At 62.4% G+C, this 19470-nt stretch carries 15 protein-coding genes; 10 read left to right on the forward strand and 5 right to left on the reverse strand.

Going from position 1 to position 19470, the window contains the following annotated elements; translation table 11 throughout:
- Positions 1–6 precede the first annotated feature (6 nt).
- Both FIV42_RS27885 and trpA read left to right on the forward strand, forming a co-directional pair.
- On the forward strand, positions 7–1194 hold the full coding sequence (locus FIV42_RS27885; RefSeq protein WP_141200871.1) for a pyridoxal-phosphate dependent enzyme: 1188 nt from the start codon (positions 7–9) through the stop codon (positions 1192–1194).
- Complete coding sequence (trpA, locus tag FIV42_RS27890; protein WP_141200872.1) at positions 1194–2015, forward strand: tryptophan synthase subunit alpha; 822 nt, start codon at positions 1194–1196, stop codon at positions 2013–2015. The genes FIV42_RS27885 and trpA overlap by 1 nt, the downstream gene beginning before the upstream one ends.
- Before the next feature lie 65 nt (positions 2016–2080).
- On the opposite strand, the gene FIV42_RS27895 is transcribed toward trpA, so the two are convergent.
- Positions 2081–4468, reverse strand: coding sequence for a mechanosensitive ion channel family protein (locus FIV42_RS27895; RefSeq protein ID WP_141200873.1), 2388 nt, complete (start codon positions 4466–4468; stop codon positions 2081–2083).
- Between the two features lie 185 nt (positions 4469–4653).
- On the opposite strand from FIV42_RS27895, the gene FIV42_RS27900 reads away from it, so the two are divergent.
- Together FIV42_RS27900 and FIV42_RS27905 are read left to right on the forward strand one after the other, a co-directional pair.
- The gene (locus FIV42_RS27900) at positions 4654–5160 is read left to right on the forward strand and encodes a hypothetical protein (protein ID WP_141200874.1); all 507 of its coding nucleotides are present in this window, start codon (positions 4654–4656) and stop codon (positions 5158–5160) included.
- A 214-nt stretch (positions 5161–5374) separates the two neighbouring features.
- On the forward strand, positions 5375–5905 hold the full coding sequence (locus FIV42_RS27905) for a hypothetical protein (protein WP_141200875.1): 531 nt from the start codon (positions 5375–5377) through the stop codon (positions 5903–5905).
- Here the strand turns inward: FIV42_RS27905 and FIV42_RS27910 are convergent.
- On the reverse strand, positions 5883–6992 hold the full coding sequence (locus FIV42_RS27910; RefSeq protein WP_168210994.1) for a matrixin family metalloprotease: 1110 nt from the start codon (positions 6990–6992) through the stop codon (positions 5883–5885). The genes FIV42_RS27905 and FIV42_RS27910 overlap by 23 nt on opposite strands.
- A 165-nt stretch (positions 6993–7157) precedes the next feature.
- On the opposite strand from FIV42_RS27910, the gene FIV42_RS27915 reads away from it, so the two are divergent.
- From FIV42_RS27915 to FIV42_RS27940, 6 genes are all read left to right on the forward strand, one after another.
- Positions 7158–8606 carry a vWA domain-containing protein gene (locus FIV42_RS27915; RefSeq protein WP_141200877.1) on the forward strand — a complete coding sequence of 483 codons (1449 nt, stop codon included), beginning with the start codon at positions 7158–7160 and terminating at the stop codon, positions 8604–8606.
- A gap of 54 nt (positions 8607–8660) precedes the next feature.
- Complete coding sequence (locus FIV42_RS27920; RefSeq protein WP_141200878.1) at positions 8661–9989, forward strand: sulfite exporter TauE/SafE family protein; 1329 nt, start codon at positions 8661–8663, stop codon at positions 9987–9989.
- Positions 9952–10794, forward strand: coding sequence for a PHP domain-containing protein (locus FIV42_RS27925; protein WP_168210995.1), 843 nt, complete (start codon positions 9952–9954; stop codon positions 10792–10794). The genes FIV42_RS27920 and FIV42_RS27925 overlap by 38 nt, the downstream gene beginning before the upstream one ends.
- A 104-nt stretch (positions 10795–10898) precedes the next feature.
- Positions 10899–11834: a signal peptide peptidase SppA gene (gene sppA, locus FIV42_RS27930; protein WP_141200880.1), complete on the forward strand. Its 936-nt coding sequence runs from the start codon at positions 10899–10901 to the stop codon at positions 11832–11834.
- Between the two features lie 70 nt (positions 11835–11904).
- Positions 11905–13521, forward strand: coding sequence for a TolC family protein (locus tag FIV42_RS27935; RefSeq protein WP_141200881.1), 1617 nt, complete (start codon positions 11905–11907; stop codon positions 13519–13521).
- A 98-nt stretch (positions 13522–13619) separates the two neighbouring features.
- A complete protein-coding gene (locus tag FIV42_RS27940; RefSeq protein ID WP_141200882.1) occupies positions 13620–14234 on the forward strand; it encodes an MlaC/ttg2D family ABC transporter substrate-binding protein in 615 nt (204 codons plus the stop codon).
- Positions 14235–14306: 72 nt separating this feature from the next.
- On the opposite strand, the gene FIV42_RS27945 is transcribed toward FIV42_RS27940, so the two are convergent.
- The 3 genes from FIV42_RS27945 to FIV42_RS27955 all read right to left on the reverse strand — a co-directional run bounded on the left by FIV42_RS27945 (position 14307) and on the right by FIV42_RS27955 (position 19360).
- Positions 14307–15650, reverse strand: a complete 1344-nt coding sequence (locus tag FIV42_RS27945; RefSeq protein ID WP_141200883.1) for an FHA domain-containing protein — start codon at positions 15648–15650, stop codon at positions 14307–14309.
- A 124-nt stretch (positions 15651–15774) separates the two neighbouring features.
- Positions 15775–17961, reverse strand: a complete 2187-nt coding sequence (locus FIV42_RS27950) for an ATPase, T2SS/T4P/T4SS family (protein WP_141200884.1) — start codon at positions 17959–17961, stop codon at positions 15775–15777.
- 154 nt (positions 17962–18115) lie between these two features.
- The gene (locus tag FIV42_RS27955) at positions 18116–19360 is read right to left on the reverse strand and encodes an ABC transporter ATP-binding protein (RefSeq protein WP_141200885.1); all 1245 of its coding nucleotides are present in this window, start codon (positions 19358–19360) and stop codon (positions 18116–18118) included.
- Positions 19361–19470: the final 110 nt, after the last annotated feature.

The following is a 19470-nucleotide window of genomic DNA, read 5'->3' on the forward strand; positions in this document are numbered from 1 at the left end:
GTTCTCATGAGTGGCCATCCACATTCGGGACGCTTCGGCCGCTTCGGGGGGCGGTTTATCGCCGAGGCGCTCTGGACCCCCTTGCAGGAAGTCGCCGAAGCCTTCGAATCGGCCGCGGCCGACGTCGCCTTCATGGAAGACTTCGAGGCGATGCTCGACCACCGCATTGGACGGCCCACGCCATTGACCTTGCTGCGCAATCTCTCCGACGAGATGGGCGGCGGCATGCTGTGGATCAAGCGCGAGGATCTGTGCCAGGGGGGCAACTTCACGGTCAACTTGGCGGCGGCATATGCGCTGCTGGCCAAGCGGACGGGCCGCGAGTGGATCGTCGGCGAGACGGCCACCGGCGAGTTTGGCGTAGCTCTGGCCTCGATGGGCAACGCGCTGGGCCTGAAGACGCGCATCTTCATGGGGCGCGAGGACCGCGAGGCCGAGCCGTTGATGGTCCGACGCATGGAGGAGCTGGGCGTCGACCTCGAGACGGTCGACTCGACACTTCGCGGCCGCAAGGCGGCGTGTTCCGAGGCGTTACGGTTCTGGGCGACGCATTCGTCGACGCACTTTTATTGTCCGAGCTCGCTGGCCGCGCCCGACCCGTATCCGCGTATGAGCGCCTTCTTCTTGTCCGTCATCGGCGCCGAGACCCGCGTGCAGGTGCGCCGACGTGGGCGCACTCCCGAGTACGTGGTCGCACCGGTGGGAAGTGGCGGATATGCTGCAGGACTCTTCTCGGAGTTCGTCGACGAGGAGATGGTCCAACTGGCCGGTGTCCAAGCTGCCGGCGAGGGGCTGTCGTGCCGCCATTCGGCGAGCCTCGTCGCCGGGCGTCCCGGCGTCTTTCAGGGAACCTACTCTTTTTTACTCCAAGATGACGACGGCCAGGTCTTGTCTCCGGCGAGTATCGCCGGCGGCATGAGCGTGCCCAACGTGGGCCCGCAGCACGCACACTGGGCCGAGCAGGGCCGGGTGCATTACGTAGCCGTCACCGATGACGAGGCGATCGACGGGGTGCGAAAGCTCCTCAAATACGAAGGGATTTTGGTGTCGCTCGAATCGGGTCACGCGCTCGCTTACGCGCTCAAGCTCCTTCCCACGCTCCACGAAGACCAAGACGTCGTGGTCGGCGTAACCGGCGGGGGCATGCGCGATTTGAAGCGTCTTGCCTGCTGCGATGATTCGGGAGGGGCGTGATGAACGAACGGCTCGCGTACGTTTGCCGCAAGGCGCAAGGGCAGGGCGAACGGCTGTTGATGACCGCGATCGTCGCCGCCGACCCCTACCTCGACGCCACGCTCGACTATATGCGGGTGCTCGCCGACGAGGGCGCCGACATGATCGAGCTGATCTTTCCGTTCTCCGATCCGACCTACCACGGCGCGGTGATCCAGCGCGCCTCGGCCCGGGCGCTTCGCGAAGAGGTGAGCTGGGACGAGATCATCGAGTTGGGTCAGCAGTTTCGGGAGACGCACGACACGCCGGTGTTCTTTTCGACCTACTACAACCGGATTCTGGCGCGTGGGATCGACACCTTCGTCGATTGCCTGCTCGAGGCCAAGTTCGACGGCGCGATGGTCACCGACCTGCCGTGGGAGGAGGGCGAGGCGCTGCGAACGGCGTTGCGCGCCAACAATCTGGCGCTGCCGGCAGCGGTTGCCCCCACCACGACCACGGAGCGCTTCGCGCAGATCGCGGCCGGATGCGACAGCTTCTTGATCTGGACGGGCCACTCCGGCGGGGAACCGACGATCTCGAATCAGCAGTTCGCCGAGCGAATGAAGGAGTTTCGCCAGTCGAGCGACTCGCCCATCTTGGCGTCGATGAAGATCTCGACGGGGTACGACGCCCAGGCGGTCGCGCCGCATTGTGACGGCGTGCTCGTGGGCTCGGCGTTGGTGTGGCTCGTCGAGGGACGGGGCCCCAACTTCACCGAAAGTCTTGCCGGTTTCGTGCGCGAACTGCGGTTGGGCGTGGACGGGAAGCTCGAAACACCGGGGGAAGACGCACCGCAGTAGCGTTTCCCCGAGCCCCTGCCATCCAAAGACCTGGTCCACCTCGGGCCAGGTCTTTTCTTTGAGGGCTATTCTTTGTCCTCGTCATCCATCTCCAACGGCAACAGGTTGCCATTCTCGGCATCCTCACCGTTTTGGCGCAGCTCGCGCAGCATCTTGGCGACCTCTGGCAACACCTCGCCGGTGCGCACGTGGATGTCGCGCTGCGGGAAGGGAATTTCGATATCAGCTTTGTGCAGCGCGTCCCAGATGTCGAAGTAGATCAGTCCCTTGAGGCGAAACGGGCTGACCTGACGGCAGTCGTAGTAGACGAGCAACTGGAAGTTGACCGAGCTGTCGCCGAAGCCGACAAGCCACACCTCGGGGTCGGGCTTCTGCAAGATGAGGTCGCAATTGGCGGCGGCGTCGAGGAGCACCTCTTTTACGTGCGACGGATCGGCGTTGTAGGTCACGCCCACGTCGATGCGCATGCGCACGTAGCTGTCGCGGAAGGTCCAGTTCGTGATCTGGCCACCGACGATCTCTTTGCTGGGGATGAGCATGTCGTAGTTGTCGGGCGTGCGGATGACCACGCTGCGTGCGCCGACTGCCTCGACGCGCCCGTAGGTGTCGCGCACGGTGATGAAGTCGCCCTTTTTGACCGAGCGGCCAAAGAGGATAATGAAGCCCGAGATGAGGTTTTCGGTCAGCGTCTGCAGACCGAAACCGATGCCCACCCCGAGGCTCGCCAGCACTACGGCGATGGCCGACAGGTTGACGCCGATCGCCGCCAACACCATCAAGAAGGCGATGACCACCAGCACGTAGCTCAGCAGGGTGTTGATGGCGTAGGCGATGCCCACGTCGACCGAAAACGCCGGGTACACCTTGGCGTTGAGGAACGCCTTGAGGATCTTGATGGCCAAGACGGTCCCGAAGACGATCAGGCCCACGGCGAGCACGTTGAACAGCGAGATCTGGACGTTGCCCGCGGCCAGAATCGGGGTGCGAAGCAGCGCGACGACCGCCTCGCGCACCGCCAGGAGGTCGAGAATGGTGACGATGACGATCAGGCCACCGGCCACGAACAAGAACTTTTCGAGGCTCGCAGCCAGGTGCGGCGGCCCGGTCTCGGCGGTACGGGTGCCCACCGCCTCCTCGGCGTCGATGGCTTCGGTGCGTTTGCGCAAAAACGCCTTGATGCCGTTGCCCACCACGAACGCAAAGATGACCAGCAAGATGATCGCGTAGCCGCGCGACAGGATGAAGGTCGAGGCGTTGTCGAAGCCTGCCGCGCGCATCAGCAACAGGAGCACGGTCACCGAGAGCAACCAGTGGTAGTACCGGTCGATGGTCTCCCGGAAAAAGGAGTAGATGCGCGAGCCTTCGTACGCCGGCAGGAGCGCCATGACCGACGGTTGCACAAAGAACAGGTAGACCGGCACGAAGGCAACGGTCAACTCCAGGCAGAAACGCACGAAGTAGAAGACCTGACGGTGGTACTCGAACGTCTCGATGGCGGCCAGGGCGAGGAGAAACCCGAAGATGAGCCGGGTGACCCAGATCGCGTAGGTCTCGAGGCGAAGGGCGTGCTCGTCGGCGACGTCGATTAGCCGGCCGCTAAACGTGACGACGAACGCCGCATGGATGGCTCGGTACGCAACGCCCAGCCACAGAGCCCGGGTCAAGAACAGACTCCAAGGAGACTGCTGCGCGAGCGCTTGGATGGGAAAGTAGCTCAGGATCACCAGCGACAGCAGCGGGGCTACCCGCCCCGAGACCAACACCAGCGCGCGGAGTCCCTGGGTGGCCGCGCGCGAGATATCGATGTGGATGCGCGCCTGCCAACGCTTCGACCACTTCAAAAAGGCGCGGTCGAGCAGGGCGAACACGATGGTGAGTATGAGGGCGACCAGCGCCGGAAATAGCTCGAAGGCGATCTCGCGCGGGCTCATCTGCTGGAAGCGCTGTGGCGCACGGGTGACGCGTTCGCCGAGGCCGTCGAGATCGGCGAGCACCATGTCGGGCAAGGCGCTCGTAAACCCGAGGTCTTGGCGTTCGAGGAAGCCTTCGAAATTGCGCTCTAGGATGCGCTTGGCCTTCTCGGCGCCCGGCTCGAGCGATTGGACCTGCACGGCGAGTGTTTCGGCCGAGAGAGGTTCGTCGTCTTTTTGAGCCTCGGTGGTGTCTTTGGGCTTTTGTTCGGCTTCTTGTTGTCCGGCCTGAGCCTTCTGGGACTCGGCTGATTTTTGATCAGTCGTTTCTTGCTCAGTCGTTTGTTGCTCAGTTGTTCCTGGCTCGGACGGAGCCGAGAACTCGGGCGGATTGGACTGGAAGAACTCAGTGGGCGACTCGCAGCCGGCCACCGCGAAGACGAGGAAGGCGACGAGCAGCAGGCTCGAGAAGCGCAAAGCGTGTCGAAGTGGAGCACGGGAATGCGAGGCGCGTTCGCCTTGGTTGTCACGAGAGAAGAACATCAAGGTCTCGTGGCGGTGGTAACTGGTCTCCCGGAAGTACCACTTTCCGAGACGCTTGGAAAGCAGATGCTCACGAAGTTGCTTGACCAGCTTTGGGCTGTTATAAGACACTTCGTTGTAATTGAGACGACGTAATACCCTGCATCCAACTACGTAAAGCGGGTAACTTCGAGAGGAGATTCATGATGAAATTCGCCCGATTTTTCAGCACGGTTTTGATCGCGCTGCTCTTCGCCTCGTCCGCAGTGGCGCAGGACGCCCAGCCGATCGAGAACGAAGAGTTCGGCGTCACGATCACGCCGCCGGCGAAATGGGAGGTTACCCAGGGCAATGATAAAGCCGTGGCCAGCTTCAAGCACAAGCCCTCGCAGAGCCAGATCGAGGTCGTGGGCACCAAGCTGATGACCCCGGACGTGGCCGACGTCTTCTTCAAGACGTTCCACAAGACGCTGACCGAGTCGAACTTCGAGCAGGCCTCGCAAAAAGAAGCCACCATCGGTGGCATCGAAGGCACGCAGACCATCTACAAGTTCACTCACTCGGGCGTCACCCTGGAAGTGGTTATCTTCCAGTTCATCAAAGACTCGAGCGCTTGGTTGGCCGTGGGCTACATGCAGGACACCGAGAAGGCCGAGTACATGGACGACTTCACCTCGGTCATCGAGAACATGAAGTTCGCCAAGGCCGAGTAAGGCGTCGCGACGCCGACAGGCCTGAAGAACGTGACGAGGCAGCCCCGACGGATCCGATTCCGCCGGGGCTGTCGTCGTTTTACGTCATGCACGTGCCAAGTTGACCGTGCGGACAATTTTGCCGAAGTTTTGAAGAATCCCGACTTGCCGTACGTTTAAAGTGAGTCAGGATGCGCCCGCTTGATGGGCGGTCAACGTGAGCTGAGGAGTCAAAATGCGCAGATGGTTTCTGAATATGCTGGTTCTCTTGATGAGCTTGGGCCTCGCATCGAGCGCCATGGCCCAGGAGGACGACAAGCCCGACATGCGGGCGAAGGTCATCAAGGACAAAGAGAGCGGTGTGTCGGTGACTCGTCCGGAGGGTTGGGTCAACGGCAAGAAGAAGAGCGGCGGGACCATCGCCGTCTTTCGAGCCGCGGGGGACGAAGAGGCCCAGATCGACGTGCTCGTCAGCCCCCTGAAGCGCGAGAGCGCGGCCACGGCCTTCTTCACCTCGTTTCACGCCAACCTTCACAAGACCGGCTTCGCCAAACGTGAAGTGCGAAAAGAGGCGACCTACAAGGGCAAAAAGGGCCTGGAGACCGAATACGGCGCGAAGTCAGGAAAACGTCAGTTCCGCCTGATTGTCTGGCAGTACCACCAGGGGAGCAACGCCATCATCGTCAGCGGCTTCTTTCCGGCCGAGGGTCGAGACAAGTACTACGCCGACTTCCAAAAAGTCCTCAACGCACTCGTTTTCGAATAACCCGACGGCGGGCGGCGGTAAAACATGCCGCCGCGACCACCCACCACAGGCTCGGCAGCACGCTGCGCTGGCTGCCGGTGCTCGCGCACGTCGGCTCGTCCGGCGCCGCGATACGCTCGCAGTGCGCGAGGTCAGCCACCAAGAGTCCCTCGGTGCACCGATAGCCGTCGGGGCAGTCGTCCGCCTCAGCCTCGCAGGTTACGGTGCAGTAGCCGAAATCTCCGGGGTTGGGGGCGAGTACACATGCCTCCTCACACACCAACCGATCGAGCGCGCAAGCCTCTCCCACCTCACCGCGCGTCTCTCGACACAACCTCAAACTCTCGACCATGTCACAACGGTGACCGAGCGCGCAGTCGCGTCCGCTGGAGCACTCGTCGCGCGGCGTAGCGACCTCGTAGATCGCGCAGAGGCCGAGCTTGTCATCGACTGCGAGGGTGCGCATGCCGCCGTCGCCTCGGTAGGACGGGGCCATGGTCGCCAGCGTGTCATCGGTGTGGGAGAGGCCGAGCACATGGCCTAACTCGTGGGTGAGGACGCTCTCGACGTCGACGGTGAGGCGGTGCTCACCACTCGGGTCGGTGTAGGCCGGCTGAAAGGGGCGTGGCTCGGGCGACCAGTCGTAGTCGGCGCTGTTCAGAAAGACGGTACGGTTGGGATACTCGTCGACGCACCCGAGCTTGGTGAAGCCGACCGTCTGGGGCAGAAAGCAGGTCGCATTTTGGGGAGAGGTAAATAAAAACGGGATCTCTCCGGGGCCAACCTCATCGAGCGACGGGCGGTGGCCTGCGTAGACGACCTGCGCCGAGGCACAGGGCACGTCCGTCCAACTCGCCGCGGCGTTTCGGGCGGCCCGTTCGACCTGCTCGAAACTCACTCCGGCAGGTGCCTCTCCCAAAAAGACAAATCGAACCGGAAAGTCTTCGACCGGTATAGGCCAGCCGTTCTCGACGAACCAGCCATAGCCAAGCCAAGGCTGTTGCTGCGCGGGGGGCTCGGCCCACGTGCTTGCCTGCACGTTGGTCGCGCCGGCGCAGAGGAGGGTGGCAGCCAAGAGGCCCGTGATGGTGTGGGAGGGTCGGAACATCATAGTCGTCGCAGCGGCGTACGGGAACACGCTACGACTATAGACGAAGGCCAAGCAGAAACCGAGGCGACAGATATTCAAATTAATTTAGATCCCTTTCCAAGCCTGCGCGTTGAACCACATCAACGGCAATCAAACGGTCCCGTCAACGACACGGAGCAAAAGATGAAACGGCTTGGAACCATCGCAGTCATCGCAGGGCTTCTTCTGGCAACCGCGCTCTTCTACAGGCTGCGCCCCGAGGAGACACCACCCGAGACGACCGAGGTCAAGGTCACCAAGCCTACGCCGGTGCCGGTCAAACAGGAGCCGACGCCAACCACGCACGCTGCCGCCGACGGAACCCTCGAGCTCGAGGCGGGCATCTCGCACGGCTATATCGCCAGCGCGAACGCCGAGGACGTCTACGCTGCGATCGATATCTCGGCCAAAGAGATTGAAGGCGGCACTCGCCCGCCGCTGAACCTCGCGGTGGTCATCGACCGGTCGGGCTCGATGCGCGGCAGCAAGCTCGAGTACGCCAAGCGTGCCGCCATGCGCCTGGTCGACGAGCTCGAGCCGCACGACCGCCTGTCGATCATCTCGTACGCCAGCGGGGTGTCCGTCGATATCTCTTCGCGAAAGGCGACTCGGGCCGCCAAGGCGAGCATGCGCGCCGCCGTCCAGCAGATCTACGCCGGTGGAGGGACCAATATCAGCGGCGGCTACAGCCGTGGCTTCCAAGAGGTGCAGCGCTGGAAGACCGAGGAGAGCGTCAACCGCGTGGTGCTGTTGTCCGACGGCAAGGCAACCGTGGGCGTGACCAACCCTTACTCGCTCGAGAGCATGGCGCGCACCAACCTGCAGCAGGGCGTCTCGCTGACCACCATGGGAGTGGGCCTCGACTACAACGAAGATTTAATGGCCGGCATGGCAGACCAGGGCGCCGGCAATTACTACTTTATCGACCAGCCCAACACGGTCGTCTCCATCTTCGAGTCCGAGTTCGACGGGCTGGCCAAGACCGTGGCCAGAAACACGTCTCTGGTCATCTCCTTGGCCGAGGGCGTCGACGTCGAGAACCTGTACGGCTTCTCCTTCGAGCGCTCCGATAACCAAGTCATGGTCGCGCTGGCCGAGTTCCAGTCGGGCGAGAAGAAGAACATTTTGCTCAAGCTCAAGACCAGCGCCAAGAGCGCGGGCAAACTGCCCGTCATGGACATCGACCTGAGCTATGAGGATGTCACCGACGACGGCGCCAAAAACCAGAACGTCGCGCTCAGCTCGGTGGTCACTGACGACATTGCCAAGACCAAGACCGAGATCAACGTCGACGTCATCTCGCGCGTCCAGCAGGTCGAGGTCGCCGAGAGCCTCAAAGAGGCGATGGTCGCCTACGACCGCGGTGACAAGGCGCAGGCACAGCAGGTCCTCGAAAAGCGTCGCTCCTCGCTTCGCCGAGCGCGCAAAAAATACGACCTCCAAGAGCCCGCCTTCGCCGAAGCCGAGAGCGAATTGGCCGAGACGGCCAACGACATGGATCGGTACGACTCTTCGAGCAACAGCGGAAAGCGCATGATCAAGAAGAAGAAGGCGCGCGGACGCATGATCCTTCTCGACAAGACGAGCTTCTAAGCGGTCACGGGCGCCCGAATACTGCACTTTTCGATAGCTGCGAGGAGAAGAAAAATGTCTGCAAGCGCGACACTCAAACACGAAGACACCTTCGAACGAGATATCTTGGGACTCATCGGCGGCGGGTTCGCCGCCGGCATCGTGGCAAGCTTGCTCGAGCTCGTCGTCGGCCGCGAGGTTCAGGCGCTGACCGCGCTCAGCTTTGCGGCGGTGGTGGGCCTGGTGATCAACGGGCTCGACCCGCGCGAAGACACCGCGATGATGCGATTAATCTTGGCATTGGCCGGTGGCGTCATGATGGGCGGACTGGCTGGGGTGGGCGTCTGGGGCGCGCCGATGTGGGCGGCGGCCATCGGCGGCGGTTTCTTGGGGGCGGCGCTGACCTTCGATCGCGCCCAATCCCTGGGCCGAAAGCTGTGGACCTGGGGCATCTTTGCCGCAGCGCTGCCCGCCGGGGTGTTCACCGCCGAGACCTTGTTCGCCACCGGGTTTATGCAGCCGCTCGACGTGATGTTGGTGCGCGAGGCGCTCGCCGGCGGCGCATGGGGGCTGTTTTTGGCGGTTGCCGCGGGCATGAGCGACCTGGAGTGGGAGCATAACTCGGTTATCAGCGACTTGGACGAGGCCATCGCACGCCATCGCGACCCGGTGCGTGACTATTTGGAGTCGGCCAAGGAATTGTACCGACAGATCACCCGCGAGTGCGAACGCGCCGAGCAGGACGACACGCGACGGCGCGCCGTCGAGATCGCGACGGATACCGTTGGGTCGCTGCTCAGGTTTGCCAGCCGCTTCGAGGAACTACGCGACACGCTCCGGCGCTCGGGCGGCGAGAGGTTGAGCCGGCGCCTCGAGCGCATGGAGCGCCGACTCGACGATGTGAAAGACGCCTCGCTTCGGCGAGAGTTGGAGCAATCGCGCGCCCACATTCTGCAACAGGTGCAGATGCGACAGCGTCTCGAGCTTGCCTGTGCGCGTCTCGAGTCGAGATTGCAGCGCAGCGTGACCACGCTCGAAAAGCTTCACCTGACGTTGGTCCAACATGCGACCAGCGCGACCAATGATGCCGGGTTGACCGAGGCCTTGTCGCGGCTCGAGCAGTTGGCCGACGAGGTCGAGCTCAAGAGTCTGTCGGTTGACGAGCTGTGCGAGATGGAGGCATTAGAGGCCAGCGAGGCGAACGCGGCCCCGGCCGAGCAGGACCAGCAAGAGCAGAGCCAACAAGGCCAGGGCGCGGACGGGGAGCTTGACGTTTCCCCCGAAGGTGCTGATGGTGATCTCTCCACGGAACCCACCAACGACCCGGATTCGCCAGGCGCTTCCGACCACCGAGACGAGAGCAAGTATGAGCACGTCGTCTGCGAACAAGACTCATCGTGCTGAAATCCACTCCCACTCCACCGCCAGCGACGGGGCGTATGCTCCGTCGCGGGTCGCCGAGTTATGCCATCAGCGCGGCGTCGAGGTCTGGTCATTGACCGATCACGATAACTGCAATGGATGCACCGAAGCGCGCGAGGCGGCCGAGTCGCTGGGCATCACCTTTATCTCGGGCATCGAGATCAGCGCCTACCACGACACCTCGGTGCACGTGCTCGGCTACGGCGTCGACACCGAGGGCGACGTCATCCAAGACTACTCCGAGCGACGCTTCGAGAGCCGGCGGGAGCGCATGCGCCAGATGATCGCGCGGCTCGATGACCTGGGGGTCGACATCAGCTTCGAGGCGGTCGCCGACATCGCCCAAGACGCCATCATGGGCCGGCCCCACTTGGCGCGCGCGCTCGTCGCGGCCGGCGAAGTCGGTAGTGTCAACGAAGCCTTCGACCGCTACCTGCATACCGGCGGGCCCGCCCACGTATCGATGGGGTGGCCGTCGGTCGAAAACGCAATCGACCTCATCCATCGCGCCGGCGGGATCGCAATTCTGGCCCATCCCGGCCAATACGACCTCGACGACGACATCGGAGACTGGATCGACGCCGGCCTCGACGGCATCGAGGCGATTCACCCCCAACACAATCGCCAGGCGCGCCGCCGCTATGCCAAAATGGCCCGCGGATTCGGCGTGCTGAGCACCGCCAGCAGCGATTTTCACGGCAACCGCGACCGCTTCGCCCATTTCGGTAACGTGCCGTTCCCGGTCAACTGGCTCGACGCCTTCCTGGAGCGGCTGGGCGTTTCCTGACGTTTGGCACTTGCACAGTTGGCTGCAGTTTGGTCGAATTTGGCCGCCTATTGCCTTGATTGGGCTCATTGGGGCCAAATTTATCCGATTAGCGCGTGTGAGTGATGAGCGAAGAACCGAACGAGCAAGTTCCCACCGGTGACAAAGACGGGGTCGACAAGCGCGGCATCATGACGGTCGTGGTGATCTTTGGCGGCCTCTTCTTGATGTTGCTCCTCTTCGCGGTCGTCATGATCAGCGCGTTCAGCGATGACTCGGGCATCGGAGGCGCCGACAACCAGGTCGGGATCATCGAGGTCAAAGGCCCGATCATGGAGAGCAAAAAGACCGTCGAGGATTTGCGCAAGTTCACCAAGCGCGACTCCATCAAGGGGATCGTGGTGCGCGTGGATAGCCCCGGAGGAGCCGTCGCACCGAGCCAAGAGATCTTCCAGGCGGTCAAACGCGCCTCCAAGAAAAAGCCGGTGGTCGTCTCGATGGGCAGCACCGCGGCCAGCGGCGGCTACTACATCGCGCTCGGCGCCGAGCATATCATCGCCAACTCGGGCACGGTGACCGGGTCGATCGGTGTCATCTCGCAGCTGTTCAACGTCGAGGGGCTCCTCGAGAAGGTCGACGTGCAGGTCAACACCGTCAAAACCGGGAAGTATAAAGACGCCGGCTCGCCGTTTCGCGAGTTTGGCGCCGAAGACCGAGAGTATTTCCGCGCGCTGCTCGACGATATCTACGAGCAATTCATCGAGGACGTGGCCGAAGCCCGTGGCCTCGAGTTGTCAGAAGTGCGCAAGGTCGCCGATGGACGCGTCTTCACCGGTCGCCAAGCCAAAGAGTACAAGCTCGTCGACGCCATCGGCACCTTCCAAGACGCCGTCGACTGGGTCAAAGACGAGGCCAAGATCGACGGAGACGCCAAGTTGGTCTATCCCGCCAAGGAAGACTTGGGCTTTTTGTCGCAGGTCATCGAGGGGGCGACTGACACGGTGGTCAATCAGGTGAGGTCACGCCACTCGCCGGTTGTCGAGTACCGAATGGCCCCCTGAGGCGTGTAAGCGGCGCCTCGAATATTCGCTGATCCGTTTTCGCTCCATTTCTCTGCTGTACGATTGCGAAATGACCACTCTATGCCGTCAGTCACTCTGCGCGCTCGCCATTGTCTGCGCGACAGGATTCGCCTCCACCGCCGTCGCACAGCAACCCGAGCCTGACGAGCCGGTTCCCGATGCGGCTGAACAAGATGCGGCCGAACAAGATGCGGCTGAAGAAGGTGCGGCCGAAGACAGCGGAACTCAAGAAGACGGCTCTCGCGCATCGGGCACGGCGCAGGCGGCCGATGGGCAGGGGACGTCCTTTACGCTCGACGAGCTGACGAACAAGGCGATCAACAACAGTGACCTCGTCGACGAGTACAGAGCCAAGCGCGCCAAGGCGAAGTGGGACAAGTACCGCGCCGAACATGCGTGGAGCCCGCGTATCAAGAGCACGACGTTCTTATCGGTCGTCCCCGACAACGCCGATCCGGACGAGATCAACGAAAACTTCGACGAAATCGGTTCGCTCGACATCGGTCCGTATATCCGTTCGGACCTCGAAGTGATCGTGCCGGTCTATACCTTCGGGCGCGTCGACATCGCCAAAGAGCTCGCGGAGTTGGGCGTGGACAACTCGGCGCTCGAGCTGGCCAACGCCCGCCTCGACGTCGTCTACCAGACCAAACGCGCCTATTGGGGGCTTCGCCTGTCGAACGCGTTCGCCGAGATGCTCGGCGAGGGCGACAAGATCATCAAAGAGCAACTCGAGAAGATGGAAGAGGACCGCGAATTCGGCGCGGCCGACTTCGAGATCAAGGACTTTCGCAAGCTCGAAATCTTCAGCGCCGAGGTCGACGAGCGCGTCGTCGACAACGCCAAGCTCGGCGAGGTGGCGTCAGCCGGGCTTCACTTCCTGGCCGAAATCCCCGACGACGTCGAGATCGAGCTACCCAAGCTCGATAACCTCGACTCGCCACCGAAGCTTCGCGCGAAGAAGTATTATATCGACACGGCGATGAAGCAGCGCCCCGAGATCTTGCAGCTCGACAAGGCCGTGCGTGCGCGCTCCCTCGAGAGCGAACTGGCCACCGCCGAGTGGTATCCCAACCTGTTCGCGGCGTTCACGGTGGGCGCGGGTTGGTCGACCAAAGAGACGGCTTTCCAACGCGTCTGCGCTGCAAACTCCCGCGAAGACGCCACCGAGTGCGACTTTCCCGAAGATCAATTCGAGGTCGACGGCCAAGGTCTCTACGCCGAGCCGTACGGCGATCCGCTTCACCGCTTCTCGTTGGGCATCGGCCTCGGACTTCGCTGGGAGTTCGACCCCTTCCAGCAGTACGCCAAGGTCGAGAAAAAGGACGCCCAGGTGCTCGCCATCCGCGCCCAGCGTCGCCGTGCCCAAAGCGCCATCAAACTCGAAGTACGCAAGCTCTACCAGGACGCGGCCGACTCGCTCCAAAAGATTGCCATCAACAAACGACGCATGACCGCGGCGCGCCGCTGGCGTGACCAGTTCGGCCTGTCTCGCCAGACCGGCGCCGCCGATATCGCCGACGCCGTCCAGCCGCTCCAGGCCTATTACGAAGCCCGTGCCAAGTACTTGCAGGCGGTCTTCGACTACATGGTCGCCCGTGGCGCACTCGCCAAAGCGGTGGGGGCGTACGGTTTGGGCGAGGACGGCGCGGTTTTGTCGGACTAAGCCGGCGCGATTTGTGTTCTTTGAATGAAACGGCGAGCGGGGCGTCTATCCAAACGAGCTGCTCGGCTTGTACCGATCACCCACTGGAGGTTGTTCCCATGTATCGAAAATTCCGAAAGACCCTGTCGACCGGCGTGCTTGCCGCTGCATTCATCTTGGGCGCGGCGAGCCCGGCGCTGGCCGGCCCGCCCACTGATTTCGTCAAAGAGAACGCTCAAGAGGTGGGCAAGCTGCTCCAGCAAAAGGATTCGAAGGAGCGCTACGCCAAATTCTCCAAGAAGGTCAACGAGATCATCGACTACCGTGAACTCGCCTCCCGAGCCCTCGGCGAGCACTGGAAAAAGCGCACCCCAGAGGAGCAGGAGAAGTTCCTGAGCCTTCTGCGCGAGATGATCGAGGCCAACTACGAAGGACGCCTCGCCGGCAATACGATGGGCGAGGACTACGAGATCAAGTACCTCGAGGAGAAGACGCGCGGAAACCTCGCCATCGTCAAGACGAGCGTCAAGTGGGACGAGGGCGAGAAGCCCGTCGACTACAAGCTGGTCAAGAAAGATGGCGGCTGGGTCGTCTACGATATCGTCGCCGACGACATCAGCACGCTCGAGAGCTACCGCGACGCGTACACCGACGTCATCGAGAGCGATGGCTGGGATAAGCTGATTAGCTTGATGGAAAAGAAGGTCGAGGAGCTTCGAGCTCAGAAAAAATAAGCCGACACCAGACGATGTCGGCAGAAGGGAAGCGCCCGTCAGGAATGAACACCATTTCTGGCGGGCCTTTTTTTATTGGCGGGCGTACTTTTTGAAGTCGACGCGCTTCTTTTTCATCATCGACTCGACTTCACGCACTGCCTCCAGGGCCTCTTCGTCGTCCGGAGCGAGATCCAACGAGCGCACCAGCTTCTCGTGCGCCTTCTGCATCTCGGCCTTCGACAATTTCGAGTCTTTGAGCAGGCGGATAGCCTCGTTCTTGAGGTTGTGCGCCAAAGTCTTTTCGACGTGCTCGATGGTGGGCTTGGCGCGCTGAGCGGCAACCGTATCCTCGGGGATTTTCATGAGGACTTCGCGCGCGTCGTTGTGGCGTCCCTGCTCGCTGAGTTCTTCACCCTTGAGGAGCAAGTCGCCGGCTTCCTGCTCGGCGCGCGCTTGCTGGCGAAGCTTCTGCGCTTCCTGATTGTCGGGAGCGAGGGCCAGGACCTCGTCGAACGACGAGATGGCGTTGTCCCACTCGCGCCGACGCATGTGCGACTTGCCCTCTTCGAGCATCGAAGACGCGCGGCCTTCGACCGACTCGGGCGCTGCTACGACAGCCTGCTCTCGAGGCTGCGCCTCTTGCTTGCTCTGTTTAAACCAGAACAGCGCGTAGACGATGAGTCCACCCAGAGCGAGCCCAAAGAGCACGAGCACAGCCAAACCGCCCACGAACGTCAGGTTGTTGCGCGAAGCCTTTTTGTGGGTGTACTCGCTCAGGTTGACCTGGACGTCGCCCTCGGTAAAGACGAACTCCACGTCTCCAAATTCGACGACGTCGCCTGGCTTCAGGCGTTTGCTGCCGCTCACTGAGCTGCCGTTGAGGCGGGTGCCGTTCGAGCTGCCCAAGTCGACCAGGGTATAATGATCGGCGTCGCGCACGATCTTGGCGTGCTGGCGGCTGATCGATTGGTCGCTGAGCAGGATGAAGTTGTCGTCGGTGCGCCCAATGGTGTTTTCGATCTCCGAGAGGCTGAACTCCTCGCCGGCGAACGAGTCATTGACGCGGACCAACTTGTGGTGGTCGGAGTTGTTGGAGATGAACAGGGTGTTGAGCACACTTTGGCGACCATGCTGACCAGTGGCCTTGAACTCCAGGTACAGATAGAAGTCGCCGATGCGAATCTGCGAGGCCGTCCCGAGGTCACGGCGCTGGATGACTCGTTGGCCGTCCACGATCACGCCATTGGCGCTACCCAAATCCTCGATAAAGCACCGATCGTTTTCGATGAAGATACGGGCGTGCTTTCTGCTGACGCTCGAAGAGGGGAGGACGATATCGCACTCGTCTAACCGGCCAATGACGTAAGACCCGTGGTCGAACGAAAATTGGTCGGCGATCTGAGTGTTACTGTCTTCGATGGTCAGGGTATACATGAATCCGTACAACCGAAAAAATCGGCGCCTCCGCTCGACCGGGGCAATTCAACTATCCCAGTAACCCAGACAGGTCGAGCGGAAGGCGGCCGTGTTGCTCGAAGCGCCAAACCAAAGCGCGGCTCTAGTCGCGGAAGATGTCGAAGTCGACTTCGACCCCCGCGTGACGCAAGTCCTCGTAGAAGAGGGGGATATAGCCGGTGGGGTGGAAGTTCTCCTCGTTGCCCTCGACGCGGTAGTAAAACACATCGTTGAGGCGGAAGGAATCGAGGTCGACACCCTGGACTTCGGTAATCTGGCGCACGCGGAAGCCGTTGTCGCCACTGCGGTGCACGATGACCACGAAGTCTACTGCACGGGCGATCTGCTCGCGAAGGCCTCGGGGACTGATCTCCGGATTACCCAGCAGGCAGAGGCTCTCGAGTCGCCCAAGGGCGTCCGAAGCGCTGGTGCCGTGGGTGGTGATCATGCTGCCCTCGGTGCCGCTGGCGGCCGAAGTCACCCAATCATACGCTTCGCCGCCACGACACTCGTCGACGATGATGCGCTGAGGGTGCATGGAGACGGCTGTGCGCACCAAAAACTTCAGGTCGTGGCCGGTAGCCGGGCTCGCCTCCAAGCGCACCGCCGAGGCGAGCGGAAGGTCGAGGTGGGTCGACTCCTCGACGGTCACCACACGGGTGCCCTCCGAGATCAGCCCGGCAATGGCGCCGAGCATCGTCGACTTGCCCGAGCTGGTCGGGCCGGCGACCAAGATCGAACGGCCCGATTGCACCGCTCGTCCCAAGAATTCGCTCATGCCCGGCGACAGCGTTCCGCGCCCGACGAGTTCGTCGAGGCTGGGATGGTCGGTGGGCGGCTTTCGAACGGTCAGGGCGGGGCCGTTGACCGAGAGCGGCGGCATTACCACGTGCACGCGGGTGCCGTCACCGAAGCGTACTTCGTCGGCGCCGATGCTATTGTCACGCGTGCCCAGAAGTCGGTGAGCCGCAGCCATCAGCAACTCGGGGTGGCTGAAGGCGCGCTCGGCGACGATCAGTTCGCCGTTCTTGCGCACGAGCACCTGGTCGAAGCTGTTGACGTAGATGTCCTGCACTTCGGGATCGTCGAGATACATCTCTACGGGCCCGAGGCCGACGCACTCGGTGGTGATAAGCTCGATGAGCGTATCGCGGTCAACGCGCGGGCTGACCGTATTGACGGCGTCTGCGACCTGCTGAGCAAAGTCGTCGCGGTCGGCGGGCACCGGCGGGTAGTCCAACGGAAGGTCGTCGGGATGGACGCTCTCGAAGAGCACACGCGCCACGTCGTGTTGGGCGGCGTGGAAATCAGCGTCGAATTCCGAGCGCATCTCACGCGCCGGGAGCATGCCGTCGCCCTGTGGGGCGCTGCCACTGTGACCCATCTCACGACCAACGCGTCCGCCACTTCGAGCGGGGGCGTCCGGTCGCGATGGCGCAGCGTGGTCGGGGCTGGGCGTCGGTGCATCCATTTGGATGTCGCCGCCAGCAGGGCTCGGGCCGCCAAGCGACGGCTCGGGCGTCACGCTGCCCGGACTGGAGTTGTGGCGAGGCTGAGGCTGCGACGGTGCACTTCCTGCGCTCGAGCCACGTCGAGATTGCGGTGCCGGACTCGCTCCACCCATGTCGGTGTTGTTCGGGGCCGGTTCGCCGCCAAAACCGAGGTCGTCGAAGTCGAGGGCCGGTTCGGGATCGGGCTGGTTGCGCGAGGGGGTCGAACCGCCTGCCGACGAGTGCCGTCGTTGAGGCGCGGGGCCTCCTCCGGTCACGCCAGGGGCCTGCGAATCGCCCGCCGCAAACAGGTCGTCGACTGGACCGCCGCCACCCAAACCGGAGTTGGCTGGCTGTCCCTGCGCTCCCTGATTTCTTCCGCCCGGAGGCGAGGGGGGCATCGAACCGCCACCGCCGCCACCAGGACCAAAGCCCGACTGGTTCGGGTTGGGCTGGCTGGGAGTCTGTTGGGGAGGCGAGGGCGGTGCGGCCGGCGGCTGGTTGGCCGCCTGCGGTGCCTCGACCTGAAGAATGAAATCACCGATGTAGATCTTGTCGTTCTCGGTGATGGGCTGCTCGCCGGTGACTTTGCGGCCGTTGACGTACGTCCCGTTAGTACTGTTCAAGTCGGCGATCACAAAACTGCCATCGACCAGCGCAATCCGGGAGTGCTTCTTGGAGACGTTGCCCTTGGGCAGGACAATGTCATTTCCCTTCATTCGCCCGATGGTGATCTCGGACTTGTTGAAATCGTATTGGGACTGCTGCCCGCCTTTCTCACTTATCGTGACGGTGAACATGAATGGCAGGTTCCTCTAAGGTGTGTGGAGAGTGCGAAGCATCGATGCTGGCGACTCGCGCCGAGACACACGTCTAGTAAGACGACGATTTTGAATACTAGTTTCGGCTTCAAAGCGTCGCAGAGCAAGCAGTTTCTGTCAAGAAATCAACTGCTCAGCTTTCAGGGACGGTCGCCGCCGGTGTGGAGCTCTCTTCGAGCCCGCCGGCGTCGGCGGAGTTGCCACCGTCCGATTGGGTCTCGACGACGACCTCGTCGCGCTCCTGGTCCGCCGCGCTCGGCGCGCTCTCGTCGGCCTCGACGATCGGCTCATCGGGACTAGCGAGATGACGCGGCTTGACCGGAAGGCGGTCGAAGACCGAGGCGTCCTTGGGAGCGTACTCGGGATCGTAGAGATGGCAGCGCACAAAGTGACCCGGCTCGGCCTCGATGCTGCGCGGCTCGACGTTGTCGCACGGCGCAAAACAGGCAGGGCAACGTGTATGGAAGCGACATCCCGACGGCGGGTTGATCGGCGAGGGCACGTCGCCCTTGAGGATCACTCGCGTCTTCTTGCGCTTCGGGTCGGGCACCGGGATGGCCGACAAAAGCGACTGCGTGTACGGATGCAGCGGGTTGTCGAACAAATCGTCGGTCTCGGCGAGCTCGGCGACCTGGCCCAGGTACATCACCGCGATGCGATCGGAGATATGCTTCACCACCGACAGATCGTGGGCGATGAACAGATAACTCAGGTTGAACTCTTCCTGCAGGTCTTGGAGCAGGTTGATGACCTGCGCCTGGACGGAGACGTCGAGCGCGCTGACGGCCTCGTCGCACACGATGAAGTCGGGATTGAGCGCGAGCGCACGGGCGATGCCGATGCGCTGACGCTGTCCACCGGAGAACTCGTGGGGGTAGCGCGTGATATAGGACGGCTGCAGGCCGACGCGCTCGAGCAAATTCTCGACTTTCTGGCGTCGCTCGTCGCCCGAGGCGATGCCGTGGAACTCCATCGCTTCGCCGATGATGTTCTCGATGGTCATCCTCGGGTTGAGGCTCGAGTAGGGGTCCTGGAAGATGATCTGCATCTTGCGACGCAGCGCCCGCATTTGCTCTTCCGAGAGATCGTAGATGCTGTCGTCGCGGAAGTAGACCTTGCCGCCGGTCGGCTCGAGCAGGTTGAGTAGCGTGCGCCCGGTGGTCGTCTTGCCACAGCCCGACTCTCCGACGAGCCCGAGGGTCTCGTTGGGGAAAACGTCGAAGCTGACGCCGTCGACGGCTTTGACGTCACCCACGTGCCGGTTGAAGATGCCCTTTTTGATAGGGAAATACTTCTGCAGGTTCCGAACGCGCACCAGGGGTTCGCGGTCGGTGTTGGCGGACATCTTCGGGTTTTCTTTCTTGAGTGCAGTACTCATCGTTGTGTCGCTCTGTTGGGGCGCGTTCATTTTTCGCGACGCCAAACCCCGAGGCGAGCCTCGGAGCTGCACCGGCGCGTGCTCCGCGGGCAGCAAGCAGCCGCTCCGCC

Source organism: Persicimonas caeni (genome assembly GCF_006517175.1).
GTDB classification, from domain to species: Bacteria; Myxococcota_A; Bradymonadia; order Bradymonadales; family Bradymonadaceae; genus Persicimonas; species Persicimonas caeni.